Consider the following 15945-nt stretch of genomic DNA (forward strand, 5'->3'; position numbering starts at 1 on the left):
ACTACGTCCGGCCCGAGCCTTGGTTCCCGATCATGCCCCAAAGGGGGCCGTAGACACTGTCCGAGGCCGGAATGTCAAGCCAGGGGGAGCATCGGCCGGCATTCAACCGGAGATGCGGGTCTCTAGAATCCGCCGGCGGTCTGATTGGCGTCGACCTCCGACCCCGCCCGCGCGCGGCGCGCGCTGTTCACCAGTTGACCCGGTCGGTCGTCGCGGTTCGGCTTCGCGGTCGCAAGCCGCAGTACCGCGGCGTAACTCGGTTGCACCTCCATACGGCCCGCGTGCCGGCTTTCGCTCAGCAGGCGATGAACCTTCGGCAGATTGTAGCAGGGCACGTAGAACAAGAGATGATGTTCGAGATGATAGTTCACATAGTACGGCGCGATGAACAGGCGCTCGAGAAAATTGGCATAGGTGGTGCGGGTGTTGCGCAAGGGATCGCTGCTGTCAGGCACGACCGCGTGCTCGGCGATATTGCGGATGCGGGTGATGACCATCATCCAGCTTACGAGCGGCACCAGCCAAAGCAGCGGATAGGCCCACCACACGCCGGCCACCGTGAGCGCTGCGAACATCGCGCCATTGACGAGGCATTGCGGGCCGAGCTTTTCCCAAAAATGCGCTGCGCGCTGCCGCAACGGCCAGTCCTTCGGCCCGAGCGCGTTGAGCAGTTGCGCCCTGCGCTGCTGGAAGCCGGTCTGCCAGGTAATGTCGCGAATGAACTTGCGGCGATAGCTCAGCTTCGTGATCGGGAACGGCGCCGACAGCACGAGATCAGGATCATCCTCCTGCTGGGTACGCGCATGATGCTGAAGGTGATAGCGCCGGTAGCTACGCGTCTCCGCGAAAAGAGGATAGGCGCAGAACCACTGGCTCAGGGTCAGATTGGCTTTCTCGTCGGCGGACAGGCAGCCATGTGCGCCGTCATGCATGAGGATCGCGAGCCCGAGTTGGCGCGAGCCGATGATGGCGACGGCGAAGATATAGGTGATCGGATTGGGCCACCACGCGACCAAGGCGATTGCGGCGATAATGAGCGCCCAGGCGTGCGCGATCAGCGCGACGCCTTTCCAAGTCATGCGCCGGCGCACGTCGGCGAGTTGATCGTCGGTCAGGAAATCGCGGGCACGCATGCGAAGCGCGGTCATGGCCTAACCCTCCTCATTCGAATTGCTTGAAGCGTCGCGCTCGTCGACGAGACGAAGGCGCGCCGTGTCGCCCGTGGATTTCGCCTGCTCGCCGAGCACGCGCAGCATCTCGGCGCACAGAGCCTCGGGCGAACGGCCCATGGCGTAGCCTTCGAGAATGACGCCGATGGCGACGGCCCAGAATCGCCGCGAGCTTTCGTCTGGCGCGCGCAGGGAGCGCCAGCCGTGCCGCTCAACCTGGCTTGCATAGGCCCGCGCGCCTTCGCTGTGCAGGCGCTCGATGGTGCGCTCCACCAGCGGTGCGAGATCCTGGCGCCGCCGCGTCAGCGTCAGCGCCTCGGCGAAGAAGGCCACCGAATCTTTGGCCGTCACGGTCTCGGCCAGCGCATGGGTGTAGTCCCATGGCGTGCGCGCCTGCAGCGCCGCCCGCTCCGTCGCCCGCGCCAGATACAGCAACTCGCGGCAGGCGCATTCGACGAACAGCGCCTCCTTGGTGCGGAAATAGTAAGTGATCTGGCTCGGGAACGCGTTCGCGGCGGCTGCGATGTCGGTGATTGCCGTGCCCAATAGCCCCCGTTCCCGAAATAGCGGGCTCGCGGCATCCAGCAGCAGCGAGCGCATTTTGCGGCCGGCCGAGCGCGTGGCGCGAGCGGCGTGCTTGGGATCGCCAGCCGCCTCAAACGGCTCCTGGGACAAGTTTTCTGCCATTGGGGTCGGCTCCGTTGATTTATTGTATGATATACAAACAAACAAATCAAGCCGGCATGTTACCCTGCTATGGGTCAGGCCGCCCGCATCGGGGCCGCCACGCCGAAAATGCCGCCCTCAACCTTGCCAAGTCAGCCAAAATCCGTATAAGGCGCGCATCCGCAGACCCCGGCCGGGAGCTGAACGGACGGTCTCAGCAAATCATTCGTGATCTTGGTGTGGCAGGGCCAGTCGGCCCGTCGTCCCGTGTTTCCGCCTTCTGAGCTTAATCCCAGAGTCCTTTCCGAAGGCCTCTTAAGGGCTTGACGCCGGGCGATGCGCCAACATGAGGAAAGGACTTCCATGGCTCTCTATGAGCATGTTTTTCTCGCGCGCCAAGACGCGAGCACGCAGCAGGTCGAAGAACTGACTGCGCAGATGACCGGCATTGTCGAGGGTCTCGGCGGCAAGGTTGTCAAGACCGAGAATTGGGGCGTGCGCTCCCTTACCTACCGCATGAACAAGAATCGCAAGGCGCACTTCGTGCTGCTCAACATCGACGCGCCGTCCGCGGCGATCGCCGAGATCGAGCGCCAGGAGCGCATCAGCGAAGACGTGATCCGCTATCTCAGCGTCCGCGTCGAGGAGCTCGAGGAAGGTCCGTCCGCGATGATGCGCAAGGCCGACCGTGACCGCGAGCGTGACGACCGTGGCGGCGGCTTCCGTGGCGATCGCGAAGGCGGTGGCTTCCGTGGCGACCGCGAGGGTGGTTTCCGTGGCGGCGATCGTGAAGGTGGCGGCTTCCGCGGTGACCGCGGTCCGCGCCGTCCGCGCGACGACGCTGAAACCACGACTACTGCCACCACCACCACCACGGATGGGGAGTAAGAACAATGGCTGAAGCTGGTGCACGCCGCCCGTTTTTCCGTCGTCGCAAGAGCTGCCCGTTCACGGGCGCGAATGCTCCGAAGATCGACTACAAGGACTCCAAGCTGCTGATGCGTTACGTCTCCGAGCGCGGCAAGATCGTGCCGAGCCGCATCACCGCTGTGTCCGCGAAGAAGCAGCGTGAGCTCGCCCGCGCCATCAAGCGCGCGCGGTTCCTGGGCCTGCTGCCCTACGTCATTCGCTAAGACGAATTCGGCCGGCGGTGACATCGCCGCCGGCCGTATTACCTAGTTTCTCATAAGGCTTCCGGGTCGTCCGGTCGCCGATGGTTGGGGCGAGATGCCTCTAACCGCTCGAAGGGAGCGGGACAGCTGATGATGGCCTTTGGACTGATAGCCCTGATCGCCGGCGCTGCGTCGGCCGTGATGTTCGCCTCGATCGTCTCGGGCGCGCTGATCTCGCTCGTCCTGTTCTATCTCGCACCGCTGCCGCTGATGGTCGCCTCGATCGGCTGGGGACCGCTTTGCGCGACCCTCGGCGGCATCGCCGCCGCGCTTGGCCTCGGCGCCCTGTTCGGCCTGCCCTACGGCATCGCGTTCGCCGTCACCGTCGCACTGCCGGCCTGGTGGCTCGGCCACCTCGTCCTGCTCAGCCGGCAGCGAGAACCCGTCGCCCCGGGGGCCGCCGCCGAGCCGTCGGCCGAACCTGCGCTCGAGTGGTATCCGGTCGGCCGCATCCTGCTATGGATCGCGGGCTTCGCCACGCTGACCACGATCGCCGCCCTGCTCACCCTCGGCACCGACGCCGAAACCATCATCGGCACGCTGCGTCGTGGCCTGATGCGCCTCCTCCGCGCCGCCGACCCGCAGACCTCCGGCGAGACCGACCAATTTGTCGACGCGCTGGTGCGGATCGCGCCGGCCGGCGCCACCATCGTCGCGATGATGACGCTGACCCTCAATCTCTGGCTCAGCACCAAGGTGACGGCGACGTCGGGCCGGCTGCGGCGCCCCTGGCCGGACCTGATGACGGCGGAGCTGCCGCCGATGACGCTCGTGGCGCTCTGCATCGCGCTTGCCTTCTGCTTCACCGGCGGACTGCTTGCGATCGTGGCGCAGATCGCCACGGCGGCGCTAATGATGGGATATGCGCTGACCGGCTTTGCGGTGCTGCATACGCTGACGCTGGCGCTGAAGAGCCGCACTTTCTGGCTCGGCTCGACCTACGCCGTCGTCGTCGTGTTCGGATGGCCCGTCATCGCGATGGTGATCCTCGGCCTTGCGGATGCCGTGTTCGGCCTCCGCGAACGCTTCCTGCGTACGCGCCAGCCACCGCCGCTGCCGGTCCCTTAAGTTCAAGTCCGAAAATCCAACCCACTCAACACTTCGAAGGAGAACGAATATGGAAGTCATTTTGCTGGAACGCGTCAACAAGCTCGGTCACATGGGCGAAGTCGTGAAGGTTCGCGACGGCTATGGCCGCAATTTCCTGCTCAAGCGCGGCAAGGCGCTGCGCGCCACCGCCGACAACCGCGCCAAGTACGACGGCATGAAGGCCGACCTCGAGGCTCGCAACCTTGAGTCCAAGGGCGAGGCGTCCAAGGTCGCCGAGAAGATCCAGGGCAAGAACATCATCGTGATCCGTCAGGCTTCGGAAGCCGGCCAACTGTTCGGCTCGGTCAACGTGCGCGACATCGTCGTGGCGTTCGAAGCCGACGGCGTTTCGCTGTCCCGCCCGCAGGTTCAGCTCGACGCGCCGATCAAGACCATCGGCAAGCACACCATCAAAGTTGCCGTCCACCCCGAGGTCGAGGTCGAGATCAGTGTCACTGTGGCGCGCAGCCAGGACGAGGCCGAGCGCATCAACCGCGGCGAAGACATCTCGACCCGCAACGAAGACCGGGATGCTGCCGCCGAAGCGATCGCCGCCGCCGGCGAGTTCTTCGATCCGGAAGCCCAGCAGGACGAGGCCGAGCCGGCGCCGGCTGCGGAAGAGACCGAAAAGTAAGCCTCGCGTTCGCGCAGGCTTTCGAAACCCGGTCGCCTCAGGCGGCCGGGTTTTTCGTTTTCGCGACGACGTCCTCGCTCAGCATCGCGATCGAGGCGAGCGCCGTTGCCGTATGCTTCTCGATGCCATCGCAGGCGATCAACGTATCGGTCTCGGCGCGCGGATCGGCGCGGTCGCGTCCCGACAGGAAGGCGCGGCAAAAACTCTGCGCCGGACCGATGAGCTGGCTGACGAACATCACCGGCGTCATCGGCAAAAGCTCTCCGCGCGTGACCAGCGGTGCGCGCCAGCACTCGATGCCTTCGGCAAGGCGCGCATTCTGCGCGCGCTGGGCGTCGCGAACGCTCCCGCCCCATTCGCTGCGCGAGATCTCGAAAAGATAGCGCGCCTCGCGGCGGCTGATGACGACCCAATCAAGATGCGCCCGGATCAGGCGATCGATCCCCTGCCCGGCGTCCGGCACAGGATCGAGCGCGGCCAGTATCGCGGCGTGATAGTACCCGAGCACATCGAGGAACAGTGCACCGGCCAGCTCCTTCTTCGAGCCGAAGACGTTTGCCATGGCGGCGCGATGCGAGGACCGCGGATGCGTGCGGCCTTCGCAAGTCGATCGGAAAAAATGGGTCGCTTATCTCGAAATCGGCGGCGTCGGCGCACCGGACGATTCGGCTGGCGCCGCGGGTGGGGCGGCAGCGGTCGCGGGCGGCGCCGGCTCCTGCGACTTCGCTGGCGGTTCGGAGCTCGCGGCAGGCTTGGGAGCAGCCTCTTCCGCCGGCTTGGGCGCAGCTGGCTCGGCGGGCTTCGCGGCGGCCGGTGCAGCGGGTGTCACCTGCGGCACTGGATCGGGCCGCAGCGCCGGAGTATCGCTGCCGCGCGGCTCAACCTTGGCGCTCTCGGGCTTGGCCTCGGCCGGCTTCTCGGCCGGCTTGCTGCTTTCAGATTTGGACTCGCCGGAATCAACCTTCGCAGCCTCGGGCTTGGACTCGACCTTCGGCTCATACTTCTTGTCGTCTGCCGCCGGCGACGCGGCGTCGACCTTCGGCGCTTCCTCGATCGCGGGCTTGCCGCGACGCTTACCTTTGCGCCCTTCGGGCGCGGCTTGGCCCTCGGGCTTCACGCCTTCCTTGGCGCCCTCCTCGGCCGGCCGCGCCGCGCGCTTCTGACGTGCGCCCTCGGCCGCGGGAGCGGCACCCTCGCCTTCCGGCCTGGCGGACTCCTGCGAACGTTGGCGGCGGCCCTGATGTTCAGGGGACTGCGCGGGATTGGTATTGGCTTCCTTGTCCTTGGCGCCGTCCTTCTTGTCCTTGCCGTCCTTGGCCTGATAGCGGGTGTCGGTGGCGCCGTTGGAGACGAGGTAGGAAGCAAGCACGCCGGCCATGTCGGAGCTGGTCGTGTAATGCTGACGCAGGAAGCCCGGCAGCGAACCCGGCGCCACGGACTTCAACAGGCCGCGCGGGCTCTTGTGACATGCAGTGCAGGTCTGCGTGAACAGCTGGGATGGGGCCTTACCGGCCTCGAGGTTCGTCGCCTGCGCGAGAGCGGCATCGGTCGCGCCGAAGCCGATCAAAAGCAATAGCGTCGCGAGGCTGAGCGCTCGGCTCGACATTCCCATCATCTCCATTGAATTCCGAGAGGTGCAGCCGGCATGGGGCGCGGCGGCGGGTCACCTTTTATCCGATTGAGCCGCGAATGGAAGCAGGCTCCACGCGCAAGAATGTGATTAAGCGCTTTTTGAATATCGGCCGTGAACACAGCGCAATAGCCGGGACGGGACACTTCCCCTAGATTTAGATGCAAACGCATAGGAACCGCTGCGGTGGCCGCGCGTAGGGTGAATGCCGGCTTAGTCGCATCTCTTCGGGTTCGCTCGAGAGGATGGGTATCGATGGACCGATTGTTGCGTCAATTCCTGTCTCAATTCATCCGCCGCGGGTCGATGACGGTGACCGCGGCAAAGGGTTCGAAGTTCACGGTCGGCGATGGCTCAGGCGAACCGGTTGCAGTCCGCTTCGTCACCGCGGACGCAGAGCGGAAGATCCTCGTCAATCCCGAGCTCGGGCTTGGCGAGGCCTATATGGACGGCGAGTTCGTCGTCGAGCACGGCACCATAGCTGATGCCCTCGCGATCCTGCTCGATCAACCCGACCTATTGCCGCACTGGGCAAAACCCTGGTGGCACCTTCGCTACCTGGCGCGGCACCTGAGGCAGTTCAATCCGCGCCCGCGCTCCCGCAGCAACGTCGCACACCACTACGATCTCGATGCGAGGCTCTATTCGCTCTTCCTCGACGCCGACAAGCAATATAGCTGCGCCTATTTCGAGACGCCGAAGACCACCCTCGACGATGCGCAGCTCGCCAAGAAACGACACATCGCCGCAAAGCTGCTCGTCAAGGGCGGCCAGCGCGTGCTCGACATCGGCTCGGGCTGGGGCGGACTTGGGCTCTATCTCGCCGGGATCGCAGGTGTTGACGTCACCGGCATAACGTTATCGACCGAGCAGTTGCAGATCGCCAATGCGCGCGCAGCCGAAAAGGGTCTGACCGGATCGGCCAAATTCCTGCTTCAGGACTATCGCGACGTCGCCGGCCCGTTCGACCGCATCGTCTCAGTCGGCATGTTGGAGCATGTCGGCGCCCGCTTCTACGACACCTACTTCCGGCGCTGCGCCGAGCTGTTGGACAAAGACGGCGTCATGCTGCTGCACTCGATCGGCCGTTCGCAGGGCCCGGACTCCACCAATCCCTGGATCGCCAAATACATCTTTCCCGGCGGCTACATCCCCGCTCTCTCGGAGGTGCTGCCGGCGATCGAGCGGGCGGGCCTGCTGGTCTGCGACATCGAGATTCTGCGGCTGCATTACGCCGAAACTTTGAAAGCATGGCGCGAGCGCTTCATGGCGCGGCGCGAAGAAGCCGTACAGCTGTACGACGAGCGCTTCGCGCTGATGTGGGAATTTTATCTGGCAGCCAGCGAGATGACGTTCCGCAAGCAGGATATGATGAACTTCCAGATTCAACTCACCCGGCGCCAGGGCATAGTGCCGATGACACGCAACTACATCGCGCGTGAAGAAGCCCGGCTGCTGGCCGTCGAAGCCGGCGCCAAGCCGAGGCTGAAGATGGCTGGTGAATAAGTCCTAGTGGTGCAGGGTCGAAATCGGAGCGGACCGGAAAGAGGCAGTCAAGGCCAACTGTATCCGCAGTGCCTTCAGGATTTCGGGGGCGACCGGTTCCCGACGCACTTCAGGCCGCTCAGCGTGCTCCATGGCCGCGATCAGCCCCGACAGCCAAAGCCGGCTGCCTGCTTCGCTTCGCCAATTCCGGAGCTGCCGTCCTGGCCGCATCGCTTGCCTCGTTCCTGGTGGCGGATCGCGGGAGACAACCCCCCGCCCGCTCGCCTGTTCCGGCCGTACCCCCGAAAGAATCCGGGGAGATGTGATCTGCTTCACATAAGTCCCGCCGGCCCTGGCCTAGACCGTCGCCATGAGCAAAGAGACCCAAACCTCATTCGACGTGCAGGACGACCTCCGCACCGATTACGCCCTGATCGCTACCGGCGTCGGGGCGGCCCTGGTTGCACTGGTCTACCTTCTGCTGGTCTGAACCGAGCCGAAAGCTCCCAGCGTGCGTCATTTCGCGCGCGTCTCGATAGGTCTGCCCGCCAACCCATTAGGTTCACTTCATCCGGAGTTTTCCGTGGCGCGGTCGCTTCCTGCGCCGCGACCTGATTCAGCGAAAATCCGTCAAGCGCGGCGCGCACTGCGGCGGCCAATCATCCACCATTTTAATGATCGGTTGATAGCGGCGAGCTTTTGCTTCCGCTTTGCGCTGAGGCGGCGCTTTATCCCGGCCCCGCATCTGCCCCAGAAAATTGCTATCGCTCGACCATGGCCCTGACTGATTCGAACGTTCTCAAACTCGCGCCGGACTCCGGAACTCCCGCCTATCGGAGCGCGCCGCATAATATCGAAGCGGAACAGAGCCTTCTGGGCGCGATCCTGGTCAACAACGACGCATTTTACCGCGTCTCTGACTTCCTGGAGCCGAAGCATTACTTCGAGCCGCTGCACCAGACCATCTTCGAGACTGCCTCGAGCCTGATCCGGATGGGCAAGATCGCGACGCCCGTCACGCTGAAGACCTTCCTGCCCGCCGACACTGATGTCGGCGGCATGACCATCGGGCAATATCTGGCGCGGCTCGCCGCCGAAGCGACCACCATCATCAATGCGCAGGATTATGGGCGCACCATCTACGACCTGGCATTGCGCCGCGATCTGATCGGGATCGGCGAGGACATGGTCAATGTCGCCTATGACGCCCCGGTCGACTTCGCGCCGCGGGCGCAGATCGAGGACGCCGAACGCCGCCTCTATGAACTCGCCGAGTCCGGCCGCTACGACGGCGGCTTCCAGAAATTCTCGCAGGCGCTAACGCTCGCGGTCGATCTTGCCGCGAAAGCGTTCCAGCGCGACGGAAAGCTGTCCGGCATCTCGACGGGTCTGCGCGACCTCGACACCAAGATGGGCGGCTTGCAGCACTCCGACCTCATCATCGTCGCCGGCCGCCCCGGCATGGGCAAGACGTCGCTTGCAACCAACATCGCCTATAACGTCGCCCGGGCCTATGTTCCAGAACTGCAGGCCGACGGCACCACGAAGGCCGCCCATGGCGGCGTCATCGGCTTCTTCTCCTGCGAAATGTCGGCCGACCAGCTCGCCACGCGTATCGTCGCCGAGCGCACCGGCATTCCCTCGTCCCACATCCGCCGCGGCGGCATCTCGGAAGCCGATTTCGAGAATATCCGCGAGGTTTCGATCGAGCTGCAATCGCTGCCCTTCTATGTCGACGAGACCGGCGGCCTCTCGATCTCGCAGCTGATGGCGCGCGCCCGCCGGCTGAAACGGCAGAAGGGCCTCGACCTCATCGTCATCGACTACATCCAGCTCTTGTCAGGCTCGGGCAAGCGCAGCGAAAACCGCGTGCAGGAAATCACCGAGATCACGACAAGTCTGAAGGCCCTGGCCAAGGAACTGAGCGTGCCCGTGATCGCGCTCTCGCAGCTCTCGCGCCAGGTGGAGTCGCGCGAGGACAAGCGGCCGCAGCTCTCAGATCTGCGCGAATCCGGCTCGATCGAGCAGGACGCCGACGTCGTTCTGTTCGTCTACCGCGAGGAATATTACCTCGGAAACAAGGAGCCGCGCCCGGGCACACCCGAGCACGAAAAATGGCGCCTGGACATGGATCTTGCGCATGGCAAGGCCGAAGTCATCATCGGCAAGCAGCGCCACGGTCCGACCGGCACAGTCGATCTGGCCTTTGAAGCTTCGATCACACGATTTGGCGACCTTGCGCCGGACAGTCAGGTGCCGGACCGCGGTGGCGGCGACTACTAGGCTCCTCGTTCGGTTCCTTGTTGGTTCCTTGGGTTGAACCGCAGCGGTCTCTTGCGTAAAACGGCGTCATGACAATGGCGTCCGACCCGAAAATGATCCCGCAATCTGGCCTTCTCTCCGCGGAGGCCAATCAAACTGCCACGCTCGCTGCCTTCGGCGGCGTGCTCACCGTCGACCTCGACGCCATCATCGCCAACTGGCGCAAGCTCGAGAAGACCGCGGTGCCGGCCGAATGCTCGGCGGTGATCAAGGCCGACGCCTATGGCTGCGGTGCCAAGCAGGTTGCGCGTGCCCTGAACAAGGCCGGTTGCAAGACCTTCTTCGTCGCCACCATCGAGGAAGCGCGCAAGGTGCGAGCAGCCGTGCCGGAGCCTACGATCTACGTGCTCGGCGGCTATTTCCAGAACACCGGCGAGCACTACGCCCAAATCAACTGCCGCCCCGTGATCGGCGATCTCAACGAGCTTGCCGAATGGGACGTGTTCTGCCGCCGCACCGGATGGACCGGTGGCGCGGCGGTTCACATCGACACCGGCATGAACCGGCTTGGCCTGACGCTTGCGGAAGCGCACGCCATCATCCCGCGCATCAATGCCGGCGACCACGGCATCACGCTGGTGATGAGCCATCTGGTCTCGGCCGAGCAGCTCAACAACCCAGCGAACGCCAAGCAACTCGCGGCCTTCCGCGGCATCGCCAGCGAATTCTCCGGCGTGCCGGCCGCGCTCGCCAATTCCTCCGGCGTCTTCCTCGGCGCACCTTTCCAGTTCGACATGGTGCGGCCGGGCGCCGCGCTCTACGGCGTCAACCCGACGCCGGAAGCCGACAATCCGATGCAGCCGGTGGTCGACCTCAAGGCCCGCATCGTGCAGATCCGCAGCGTCGAGCGCGGCGAAAGCGTCGGCTATGGCGGCACCTGGACCGCACGGCGGCCGACGAAACTGGCGATCATCGCGGTCGGTTATGCCGACGGCTATTTCCGCGCCGCAAGCTCCAATGACGGCACCCGCGGCGCCGAGGTCATCGTCGCCGGCAAGCGCTGCCCCGTCGCGGGCCGCGTCTCGATGGACCTGATCGCGATCGACATCACGGACTTGCCGCCGAACGCGGTGCGGCGCGGCCACATGGTGACGCTGCTTGGCGAGGGCATCACCGTCGACGAGCTCGCCCATCATTTCGGCACGATCGGCTATGAGGTGTTGACCAGCCTCGGCCACCGCTACGCGCGAATCTACAAGGGCGGCAATGTGGTGGAGCCGCTGGCAAAGCCGGCTCCCGCGACCATGGCAGAGCAACTGCCCTCCCCGCCGCCGGTCGAGCAGCCCGCGAACCCGCCGCCGCTGCCGAGCTGAGCAGCTCGCTGCTTACTTCTTTTTCCTGCTGTCCAGCGCCGTCCTGCAGGTTGCGCTGAGCTGATCGCGCTTGCCGTTGAGGCAGGCGACGATGCCCCCGCCCGGTGCGAGGCCGGCGCAGAATTTATCGTAGTCCGCCTTGCACGCGCCGCGCGGATCGGAGGATTGTGCCGAAGTCGCTCCGGAGAATGCGACGAGCAATGCGATGGCGGAAAAGTTCAACTTGGACATTTCATCTCCGGTGTCGGAACGTAAGAAGCGGTCAGCTCTACATGAAGATTGCGACATTCAACATCAACAACATCAATCGCCGCCTGCCCAATCTGTTGGCATGGATGCGAACGGCGAAACCTGATGTCGTTGCGCTTCAAGAATTGAAGGCAAGTGATGGCGAATTTCCGGCGGCCGCCATCGAAAAAGCCGGTTACGGCGCAGTGTGGTGTGGACAGAGGACCTGGAACGGCGTCGCCATCCTGGCCCGCAATGTCGAGCCCGTTCTCACCCGCGATCGCTTGCCGGGGAAACCTGGCGATCACGAAGCCCGCTACATCGAGGCCGCGGTACGCGGTGTCATCGTCACCAGCATCTACCTGCCGAACGGGAATCCGCAGCCGGGACCGAAATTCGAGTACAAGCTCGACTGGTTCGCGCGGCTCAAGCGCCACGCCAAAACTTTCATCAAGCAGGACCTGCCCGTGGTGCTCGCCGGCGACTACAACGTCGCGCCGACGGAGATCGACATCTATCCGACGCGCTCGTGGGACAAGGATGCCTTGGTTCAGCCGAAGAGCCGCGCGGCCTTCGGCTCGCTGGTGGCACAAGGCTGGTGCGACGCGATCCGTGAACTGCACCCGGAGAAGCGCATCTACACCTTCTGGGATTACAAGCGAAACCGCTGGCCGCGCGATGCGGGCCTGCGGCTCGATCATGTCCTACTCAGCCCCGCCCTCGTCTCACGCCTGGCTAAAGCGGGCGTGGACAAGAAGATTCGCGGCGAGGATGGCGCCAGCGATCACGCGCCGGCGTGGGTCGTGCTGAAATAAATGAACGAACTTGTAAGGCGGCAAAGCGAAGCGTGCCCACCACTCCCGCTTGCGTTGGTGAGGAATGGTGGACAGACCGTGCGGCAGATATGCCTGAGAGCGCATGCTCACCACAAATTCTTGCCGTCGATCATGTTCACCGGCACGGCCTCCAGGTCGAACTCGTCGAACAGACGCGCGTTGACGCCGACCTTGGGATTGTCGAAATCGGGCTTGCCGGTCGACCAGTCCGGCGACTCCGAATAGGTACCGCAGCCGCAGCTCGCGCAGAAATGATGTTTGACCGTGCGGCTGCCCCAGAGATAGGTCGCGACGTTCTCCGCCGGCGACAGCAGCCGAAACTGCGCCGGCGTATAATAGGCCCACAACGCGCCGCGCTTGGCACAGAGCGAACAGGTGCAGCGGGTCACGCTCGAGGGCGCCTCCGTCACCTCGAACACCGTCTCACCGCAATGACAGCTTGCCTCGATCGGCATGACCCGCTCTCCGTTTTGTCAGAAGGTGGTCATAGCCGGACCCTGCTGCCAACATGCTGTCAGCAGCGCGGCCCCGTCACGGAGCGTCGCTCGCGGACAACCGCTTGGCATTCGCGGCCACATGCTCGCGATAGCGCTGGACAATCACTGCCGGCGTCGCCCCGGCAAGCAGGCTAGCTGCCGTCTCGAAGGCAGCTGCGATCTTCTCGCTCACCATCAGCACGGCCTCCCGCCCGGCGGCCTCGTTGCCCTGGCTGAGTTTTTCGTAGCGCAAGCGCATCACATCACTCGCCTCGACCGCAAGCATCGCGCCCGCGTACCAGGGGAAACCGTCATCGGATCCGCTCAACACCGCATGGCGATCGAGCACGGAGAAGGAATGATGGTCGGGCATCGCGGACCTCAAATTCTCTAAGCGAACGCTCCGATCAATACGCTTCAAATTCTAAGGATCGGGCCGGCGAACGGCTCGGATTGGCGGTGCCTGCGACACCGGCGGTTAACCAAGGCGCTTGACGCACCATTCTGGTCATCCTACTGGTCTTACCAAGATCAGACCAAAAGAGACAGGGATGGAACTCAAGCGCGCGGCTGAAGGCGAAAAGGGCTTCGAGAAGGTGTTCGCCTTCTTGCGCGAACGGCTGCTTGCGGGCTCGCTCAAGCCCGGCGATCGCCTGATCTCCGAGCGTGAGCTCGCGAGCCTTCTCGGCGTCAGCCGGCCAATCGTGCGCGAGGCGCTGCGCGCCCTCACCGTGCTCGGCATCGTCGAGATCCGCGACCGCGTCGGCACCGTGGTGACGCGGCCGGACGTCTCCGTGCTGAACGACTTCTTCACCTTCGCGCTCGCCCAGCAAGCGGACATGCTCGACGACGTCATGCAGGCGCGCGTCGCGATCGAGTGCCAGGCGATCCGGCTTGCCTGCGAGCGCGCAAACATTGCCGATTACGAGCGGCTCCAGCGCGCACTTGCGAAAATCGAGGAAACAATCGACGAGGCGGATGGCGGCGGTAAAGCCGACTTCGATTTCCACCGCACGATCGTGATGGCTTCACGCTCGGAAACCCTGACCGTCCTCCATGGCTCGATGGCCGGCCTGTTGACGCATTCGCATCGCAGTCGCCGCGAACTGGTGCAGGCCTTCCCGTCCATGAAGACCTATCTGATCGACGACCACCGCCGCATCTTTGAAGCTGTGATCGCGCGCGATCCGGAGCGCGCGGACGCAACGCTGCGCAAGCATTTTGCCATTGGAGACGAATTCCGCAGACGCGCCGTCGTCGGCGACTTGGACAAGACCAGCGCCTCGCGCTGACCGCAGACAGACGAAACAAGAAACGGACTGATAACATGGGACGGAACGACAAGGGCAGCGTCGGCTTCATCGGCATCGGCACGATGGGCCTGGAGATGGTGCGCAACCTCTTGAAGGCCGGGCACGCGGTGCGCACCTTCGACCTCAATGAGGCTGCTGTCGCCGACATCGTCAAGGAAGGCGCGGTTCGCGCCAAAAGTCCGGCCGAGGCCGCGCAAGGCGCCGATGTCGTCATCACCATGCTGCCCGACACGCCCCATGTCGAGGCGACCATTTACGGCGAGCATGGGCTGTTGAAGTCGCCACCATCAGGCAAGCTCATCGTCGACATGAGCACGATCTCACCGGTCGCCGTCCGCCGCATCCATGCAGACCTGCAAAAGGCCGGCGTCAGCTTCATCGATGCGCCGGTCTCGGGCGGCCCGCTCGGCGCCAGGAACGCCGCGCTCTCGATCATGGCCGGCGGCGACGCCGAAGCATTTGCCAAAGCCGAGCCGTTCTTCCGCGCGATGGGCACGACCATCACGCATGTCGGCGCGGCCGGCGCCGGCCAGACCGTAAAACTCTGCAATCAGCTCATCTGCGGCATCAACATCCAGGCGATCTGCGAGGCGCTGGCGCTCGGTCGCGCTTCTGGCCTCGATCTCGATCTGCTGCGCCGCGTGCTGCTCGGTGGCTCCGCCGCATCCTGGATGCTCGACAAGCTCGGCCCCGCGATGATCGCGGGCGACGTCTCCGCCGGCTTTCGGATCGATCTGCAGCTCAAGGACCTCCGCCTCGTGCTGGAGCAGGCGCAGGCGCTGAGCGTGCCGCTGCCCGGCACCGCGTTCGTCACCAGCCAATATGTCGATGCGCGCGCCCACGGCGAAGGCAACAACGGCAACCAGGCGCTGTTCCGCGTCTACGACCGCATGACCAACCAGACCACCGGCTGACCCTGATACGATGAGCCTCCAACTCGACTTTCCCGCAGTGCTGGAGCGTTGGCCGAGTTTCCTCGCCGGCGCCGTCCTCACGCTGGAGCTGGCAGCCTTTTCGACGGTCTGCGGCGCCGTCCTTGGCACGCTCGCGGCGGTCGGGCGCGGCGCGCACAGCGCCCTGATCGCAGCCGCCTGCAAGATCTATGTCGAGGCCATCCGCAATACGCCGCTGCTGGTGCAGATCTTCCTGGTCTATTTCGGCCTCGCCAGCCTCGGGCTGAAATTCTCCGCCTTCACCGTGGCGGTGGCCGCGCTGACGATCAATGTCGGCGCCTACACTGCCGAGATCATGCGCGCCGGTTTCGAGGCGATCCCGCGCGGACAGATCGAGGCGGCCGAGGGGCTGGCGCTGTCGCGCCTCCAGATCTACTGGCATATCATCCTGCTGCCCGCGATCGAGAAGGTCTATCCGGTGCTGACCAGCCAGTTCGTGCTGTTGATGCTGGCCTCCTCGGTCTGCTCGCAGATCTCGGCGGAAGAACTCACCGCAGTCGCCAACTACATCCAGTCGGACACTTACCGCGCGTTCGAGACCTACATCATCGTCGCGGTCCTCTACATCATCCTGTCGCTGGTGATGCGCGCGGGCTTCTGGGGCCTCGGCCTCGTACTGTTTCCGCGCCGTCGCCGGCTCGGCACACCGTTGTGAGATG

At 64.5% G+C, this 15945-nt stretch carries 18 protein-coding genes; 11 read left to right on the plus strand and 7 right to left on the minus strand.

What is annotated here, in order from left to right; all coding sequences use genetic code 11:
- Positions 1–122: 122 nt before the first annotated feature.
- Both ABIB06_RS08210 and ABIB06_RS08215 read right to left on the minus strand, forming a co-directional pair.
- Positions 123–1148, minus strand: a complete 1026-nt coding sequence (locus tag ABIB06_RS08210; RefSeq protein ID WP_354069130.1) for a fatty acid desaturase family protein — start codon at positions 1146–1148, stop codon at positions 123–125.
- 3 nt (positions 1149–1151) lie between these two features.
- Entirely contained in the window at positions 1152–1856 is a 705-nt protein-coding gene (locus ABIB06_RS08215; protein ID WP_354046932.1) for a TetR/AcrR family transcriptional regulator C-terminal domain-containing protein, read from the minus strand.
- 342 nt (positions 1857–2198) lie between these two features.
- On the opposite strand from ABIB06_RS08215, the gene rpsF reads away from it, so the two are divergent.
- The 4 genes from rpsF to rplI all read left to right on the plus strand — a co-directional run bounded on the left by rpsF (position 2199) and on the right by rplI (position 4730).
- A complete protein-coding gene (rpsF, locus tag ABIB06_RS08220) occupies positions 2199–2723 on the plus strand; it encodes a 30S ribosomal protein S6 (protein WP_354046930.1) in 525 nt (174 codons plus the stop codon).
- 5 nt (positions 2724–2728) lie between these two features.
- The gene (gene rpsR, locus ABIB06_RS08225) at positions 2729–2968 is read left to right on the plus strand and encodes a 30S ribosomal protein S18 (RefSeq protein ID WP_007592020.1); all 240 of its coding nucleotides are present in this window, start codon (positions 2729–2731) and stop codon (positions 2966–2968) included.
- 129 nt (positions 2969–3097) lie between these two features.
- Positions 3098–4075 carry a DUF2232 domain-containing protein gene (locus ABIB06_RS08230; RefSeq protein ID WP_354046928.1) on the plus strand — a complete coding sequence of 326 codons (978 nt, stop codon included), beginning with the start codon at positions 3098–3100 and terminating at the stop codon, positions 4073–4075.
- Positions 4076–4124: 49 nt separating this feature from the next.
- Entirely contained in the window at positions 4125–4730 is a 606-nt protein-coding gene (gene rplI, locus ABIB06_RS08235; protein WP_354046926.1) for a 50S ribosomal protein L9, read from the plus strand.
- Between the two features lie 37 nt (positions 4731–4767).
- On the opposite strand, the gene ABIB06_RS08240 is transcribed toward rplI, so the two are convergent.
- Both ABIB06_RS08240 and ABIB06_RS08245 read right to left on the minus strand, forming a co-directional pair.
- Complete coding sequence (locus ABIB06_RS08240; RefSeq protein WP_354046924.1) at positions 4768–5292, minus strand: TetR/AcrR family transcriptional regulator; 525 nt, start codon at positions 5290–5292, stop codon at positions 4768–4770.
- Positions 5293–5358: 66 nt separating this feature from the next.
- The gene (locus tag ABIB06_RS08245; protein ID WP_354046922.1) at positions 5359–6336 is read right to left on the minus strand and encodes a hypothetical protein; all 978 of its coding nucleotides are present in this window, start codon (positions 6334–6336) and stop codon (positions 5359–5361) included.
- A 279-nt stretch (positions 6337–6615) separates the two neighbouring features.
- Between ABIB06_RS08245 and ABIB06_RS08250 the strand changes: the two genes are divergently transcribed.
- The 3 genes from ABIB06_RS08250 (at position 6616) to alr (ending at position 11480) form a co-directional block, all read left to right on the plus strand.
- The gene (locus tag ABIB06_RS08250) at positions 6616–7866 is read left to right on the plus strand and encodes a cyclopropane fatty acid synthase (protein ID WP_247346282.1); all 1251 of its coding nucleotides are present in this window, start codon (positions 6616–6618) and stop codon (positions 7864–7866) included.
- A gap of 753 nt (positions 7867–8619) precedes the next feature.
- Positions 8620–10128, plus strand: coding sequence for a replicative DNA helicase (locus tag ABIB06_RS08255; RefSeq protein ID WP_247346280.1), 1509 nt, complete (start codon positions 8620–8622; stop codon positions 10126–10128).
- A 74-nt stretch (positions 10129–10202) separates the two neighbouring features.
- A complete protein-coding gene (gene alr, locus ABIB06_RS08260) occupies positions 10203–11480 on the plus strand; it encodes an alanine racemase (RefSeq protein WP_354046993.1) in 1278 nt (425 codons plus the stop codon).
- Between the two features lie 12 nt (positions 11481–11492).
- Here alr and ABIB06_RS08265 read toward each other — a convergent pair whose 3' ends face one another.
- Positions 11493–11711: a hypothetical protein gene (locus ABIB06_RS08265; RefSeq protein ID WP_354046919.1), complete on the minus strand. Its 219-nt coding sequence runs from the start codon at positions 11709–11711 to the stop codon at positions 11493–11495.
- Between the two features lie 41 nt (positions 11712–11752).
- On the opposite strand from ABIB06_RS08265, the gene ABIB06_RS08270 reads away from it, so the two are divergent.
- Positions 11753–12523, plus strand: coding sequence for an exodeoxyribonuclease III (locus ABIB06_RS08270; RefSeq protein ID WP_354046917.1), 771 nt, complete (start codon positions 11753–11755; stop codon positions 12521–12523).
- Between the two features lie 107 nt (positions 12524–12630).
- On the opposite strand, the gene ABIB06_RS08275 is transcribed toward ABIB06_RS08270, so the two are convergent.
- Positions 12631–12999, minus strand: coding sequence for a GFA family protein (locus ABIB06_RS08275; protein ID WP_247346272.1), 369 nt, complete (start codon positions 12997–12999; stop codon positions 12631–12633).
- A gap of 76 nt (positions 13000–13075) precedes the next feature.
- Positions 13076–13393: a hypothetical protein gene (locus tag ABIB06_RS08280; RefSeq protein ID WP_247346269.1), complete on the minus strand. Its 318-nt coding sequence runs from the start codon at positions 13391–13393 to the stop codon at positions 13076–13078.
- A 178-nt stretch (positions 13394–13571) separates the two neighbouring features.
- On the opposite strand from ABIB06_RS08280, the gene ABIB06_RS08285 reads away from it, so the two are divergent.
- From ABIB06_RS08285 to ABIB06_RS08295, 3 genes are read left to right on the plus strand one after another with little or no spacing between them, the layout of a single operon-like run.
- On the plus strand, positions 13572–14312 hold the full coding sequence (locus ABIB06_RS08285; RefSeq protein ID WP_247346266.1) for a FadR/GntR family transcriptional regulator: 741 nt from the start codon (positions 13572–13574) through the stop codon (positions 14310–14312).
- The gene (locus ABIB06_RS08290; protein ID WP_354046991.1) at positions 14258–15247 is read left to right on the plus strand and encodes an NAD(P)-dependent oxidoreductase; all 990 of its coding nucleotides are present in this window, start codon (positions 14258–14260) and stop codon (positions 15245–15247) included. The genes ABIB06_RS08285 and ABIB06_RS08290 overlap by 55 nt, the downstream gene beginning before the upstream one ends.
- A gap of 10 nt (positions 15248–15257) precedes the next feature.
- Positions 15258–15941: an amino acid ABC transporter permease gene (locus tag ABIB06_RS08295; protein WP_354046915.1), complete on the plus strand. Its 684-nt coding sequence runs from the start codon at positions 15258–15260 to the stop codon at positions 15939–15941.
- Positions 15942–15945: the final 4 nt, after the last annotated feature.

The organism is Bradyrhizobium sp. LB8.2 (genome assembly GCF_040548035.1).
Classification (GTDB): Bacteria; Pseudomonadota; Alphaproteobacteria; order Rhizobiales; family Xanthobacteraceae; genus Bradyrhizobium.

Excerpts from the sequence above, each read along its gene's own strand:
- ABIB06_RS08280 (WP_247346269.1), bottom strand. The coding sequence starts at position 13,393 with ATGCCCGACCATCATTCCTTCTCCGTGCTCGATCGCCATGCGGTGTTG.
- ABIB06_RS08265 (WP_354046919.1), bottom strand. The coding sequence starts at position 11,711 with ATGTCCAAGTTGAACTTTTCCGCCATCGCATTGCTCGTCGCATTCTCC.
- ABIB06_RS08245 (WP_354046922.1), bottom strand. The coding sequence starts at position 6,336 with ATGTCGAGCCGAGCGCTCAGCCTCGCGACGCTATTGCTTTTGATCGGC.
- rpsF (WP_354046930.1), top strand. The coding sequence starts at position 2,199 with ATGGCTCTCTATGAGCATGTTTTTCTCGCGCGCCAAGACGCGAGCACG.
- ABIB06_RS08270 (WP_354046917.1), top strand. The coding sequence starts at position 11,753 with ATGAAGATTGCGACATTCAACATCAACAACATCAATCGCCGCCTGCCC.
- alr (WP_354046993.1), top strand. The coding sequence starts at position 10,203 with ATGGCGTCCGACCCGAAAATGATCCCGCAATCTGGCCTTCTCTCCGCG.
- rplI (WP_354046926.1), top strand. The coding sequence starts at position 4,125 with ATGGAAGTCATTTTGCTGGAACGCGTCAACAAGCTCGGTCACATGGGC.
- ABIB06_RS08285 (WP_247346266.1), top strand. The coding sequence starts at position 13,572 with ATGGAACTCAAGCGCGCGGCTGAAGGCGAAAAGGGCTTCGAGAAGGTG.
- ABIB06_RS08250 (WP_247346282.1), top strand. The coding sequence starts at position 6,616 with ATGGACCGATTGTTGCGTCAATTCCTGTCTCAATTCATCCGCCGCGGG.
- ABIB06_RS08230 (WP_354046928.1), top strand. The coding sequence starts at position 3,098 with ATGATGGCCTTTGGACTGATAGCCCTGATCGCCGGCGCTGCGTCGGCC.
- ABIB06_RS08215 (WP_354046932.1), bottom strand. The coding sequence starts at position 1,856 with ATGGCAGAAAACTTGTCCCAGGAGCCGTTTGAGGCGGCTGGCGATCCC.
- ABIB06_RS08295 (WP_354046915.1), top strand. The coding sequence starts at position 15,258 with ATGAGCCTCCAACTCGACTTTCCCGCAGTGCTGGAGCGTTGGCCGAGT.
- rpsR (WP_007592020.1), top strand. The coding sequence starts at position 2,729 with ATGGCTGAAGCTGGTGCACGCCGCCCGTTTTTCCGTCGTCGCAAGAGC.
- ABIB06_RS08255 (WP_247346280.1), top strand. The coding sequence starts at position 8,620 with ATGGCCCTGACTGATTCGAACGTTCTCAAACTCGCGCCGGACTCCGGA.
- ABIB06_RS08275 (WP_247346272.1), bottom strand. The coding sequence starts at position 12,999 with ATGCCGATCGAGGCAAGCTGTCATTGCGGTGAGACGGTGTTCGAGGTG.
- ABIB06_RS08210 (WP_354069130.1), bottom strand. The coding sequence starts at position 1,148 with ATGACCGCGCTTCGCATGCGTGCCCGCGATTTCCTGACCGACGATCAA.
- ABIB06_RS08240 (WP_354046924.1), bottom strand. The coding sequence starts at position 5,292 with ATGGCAAACGTCTTCGGCTCGAAGAAGGAGCTGGCCGGTGCACTGTTC.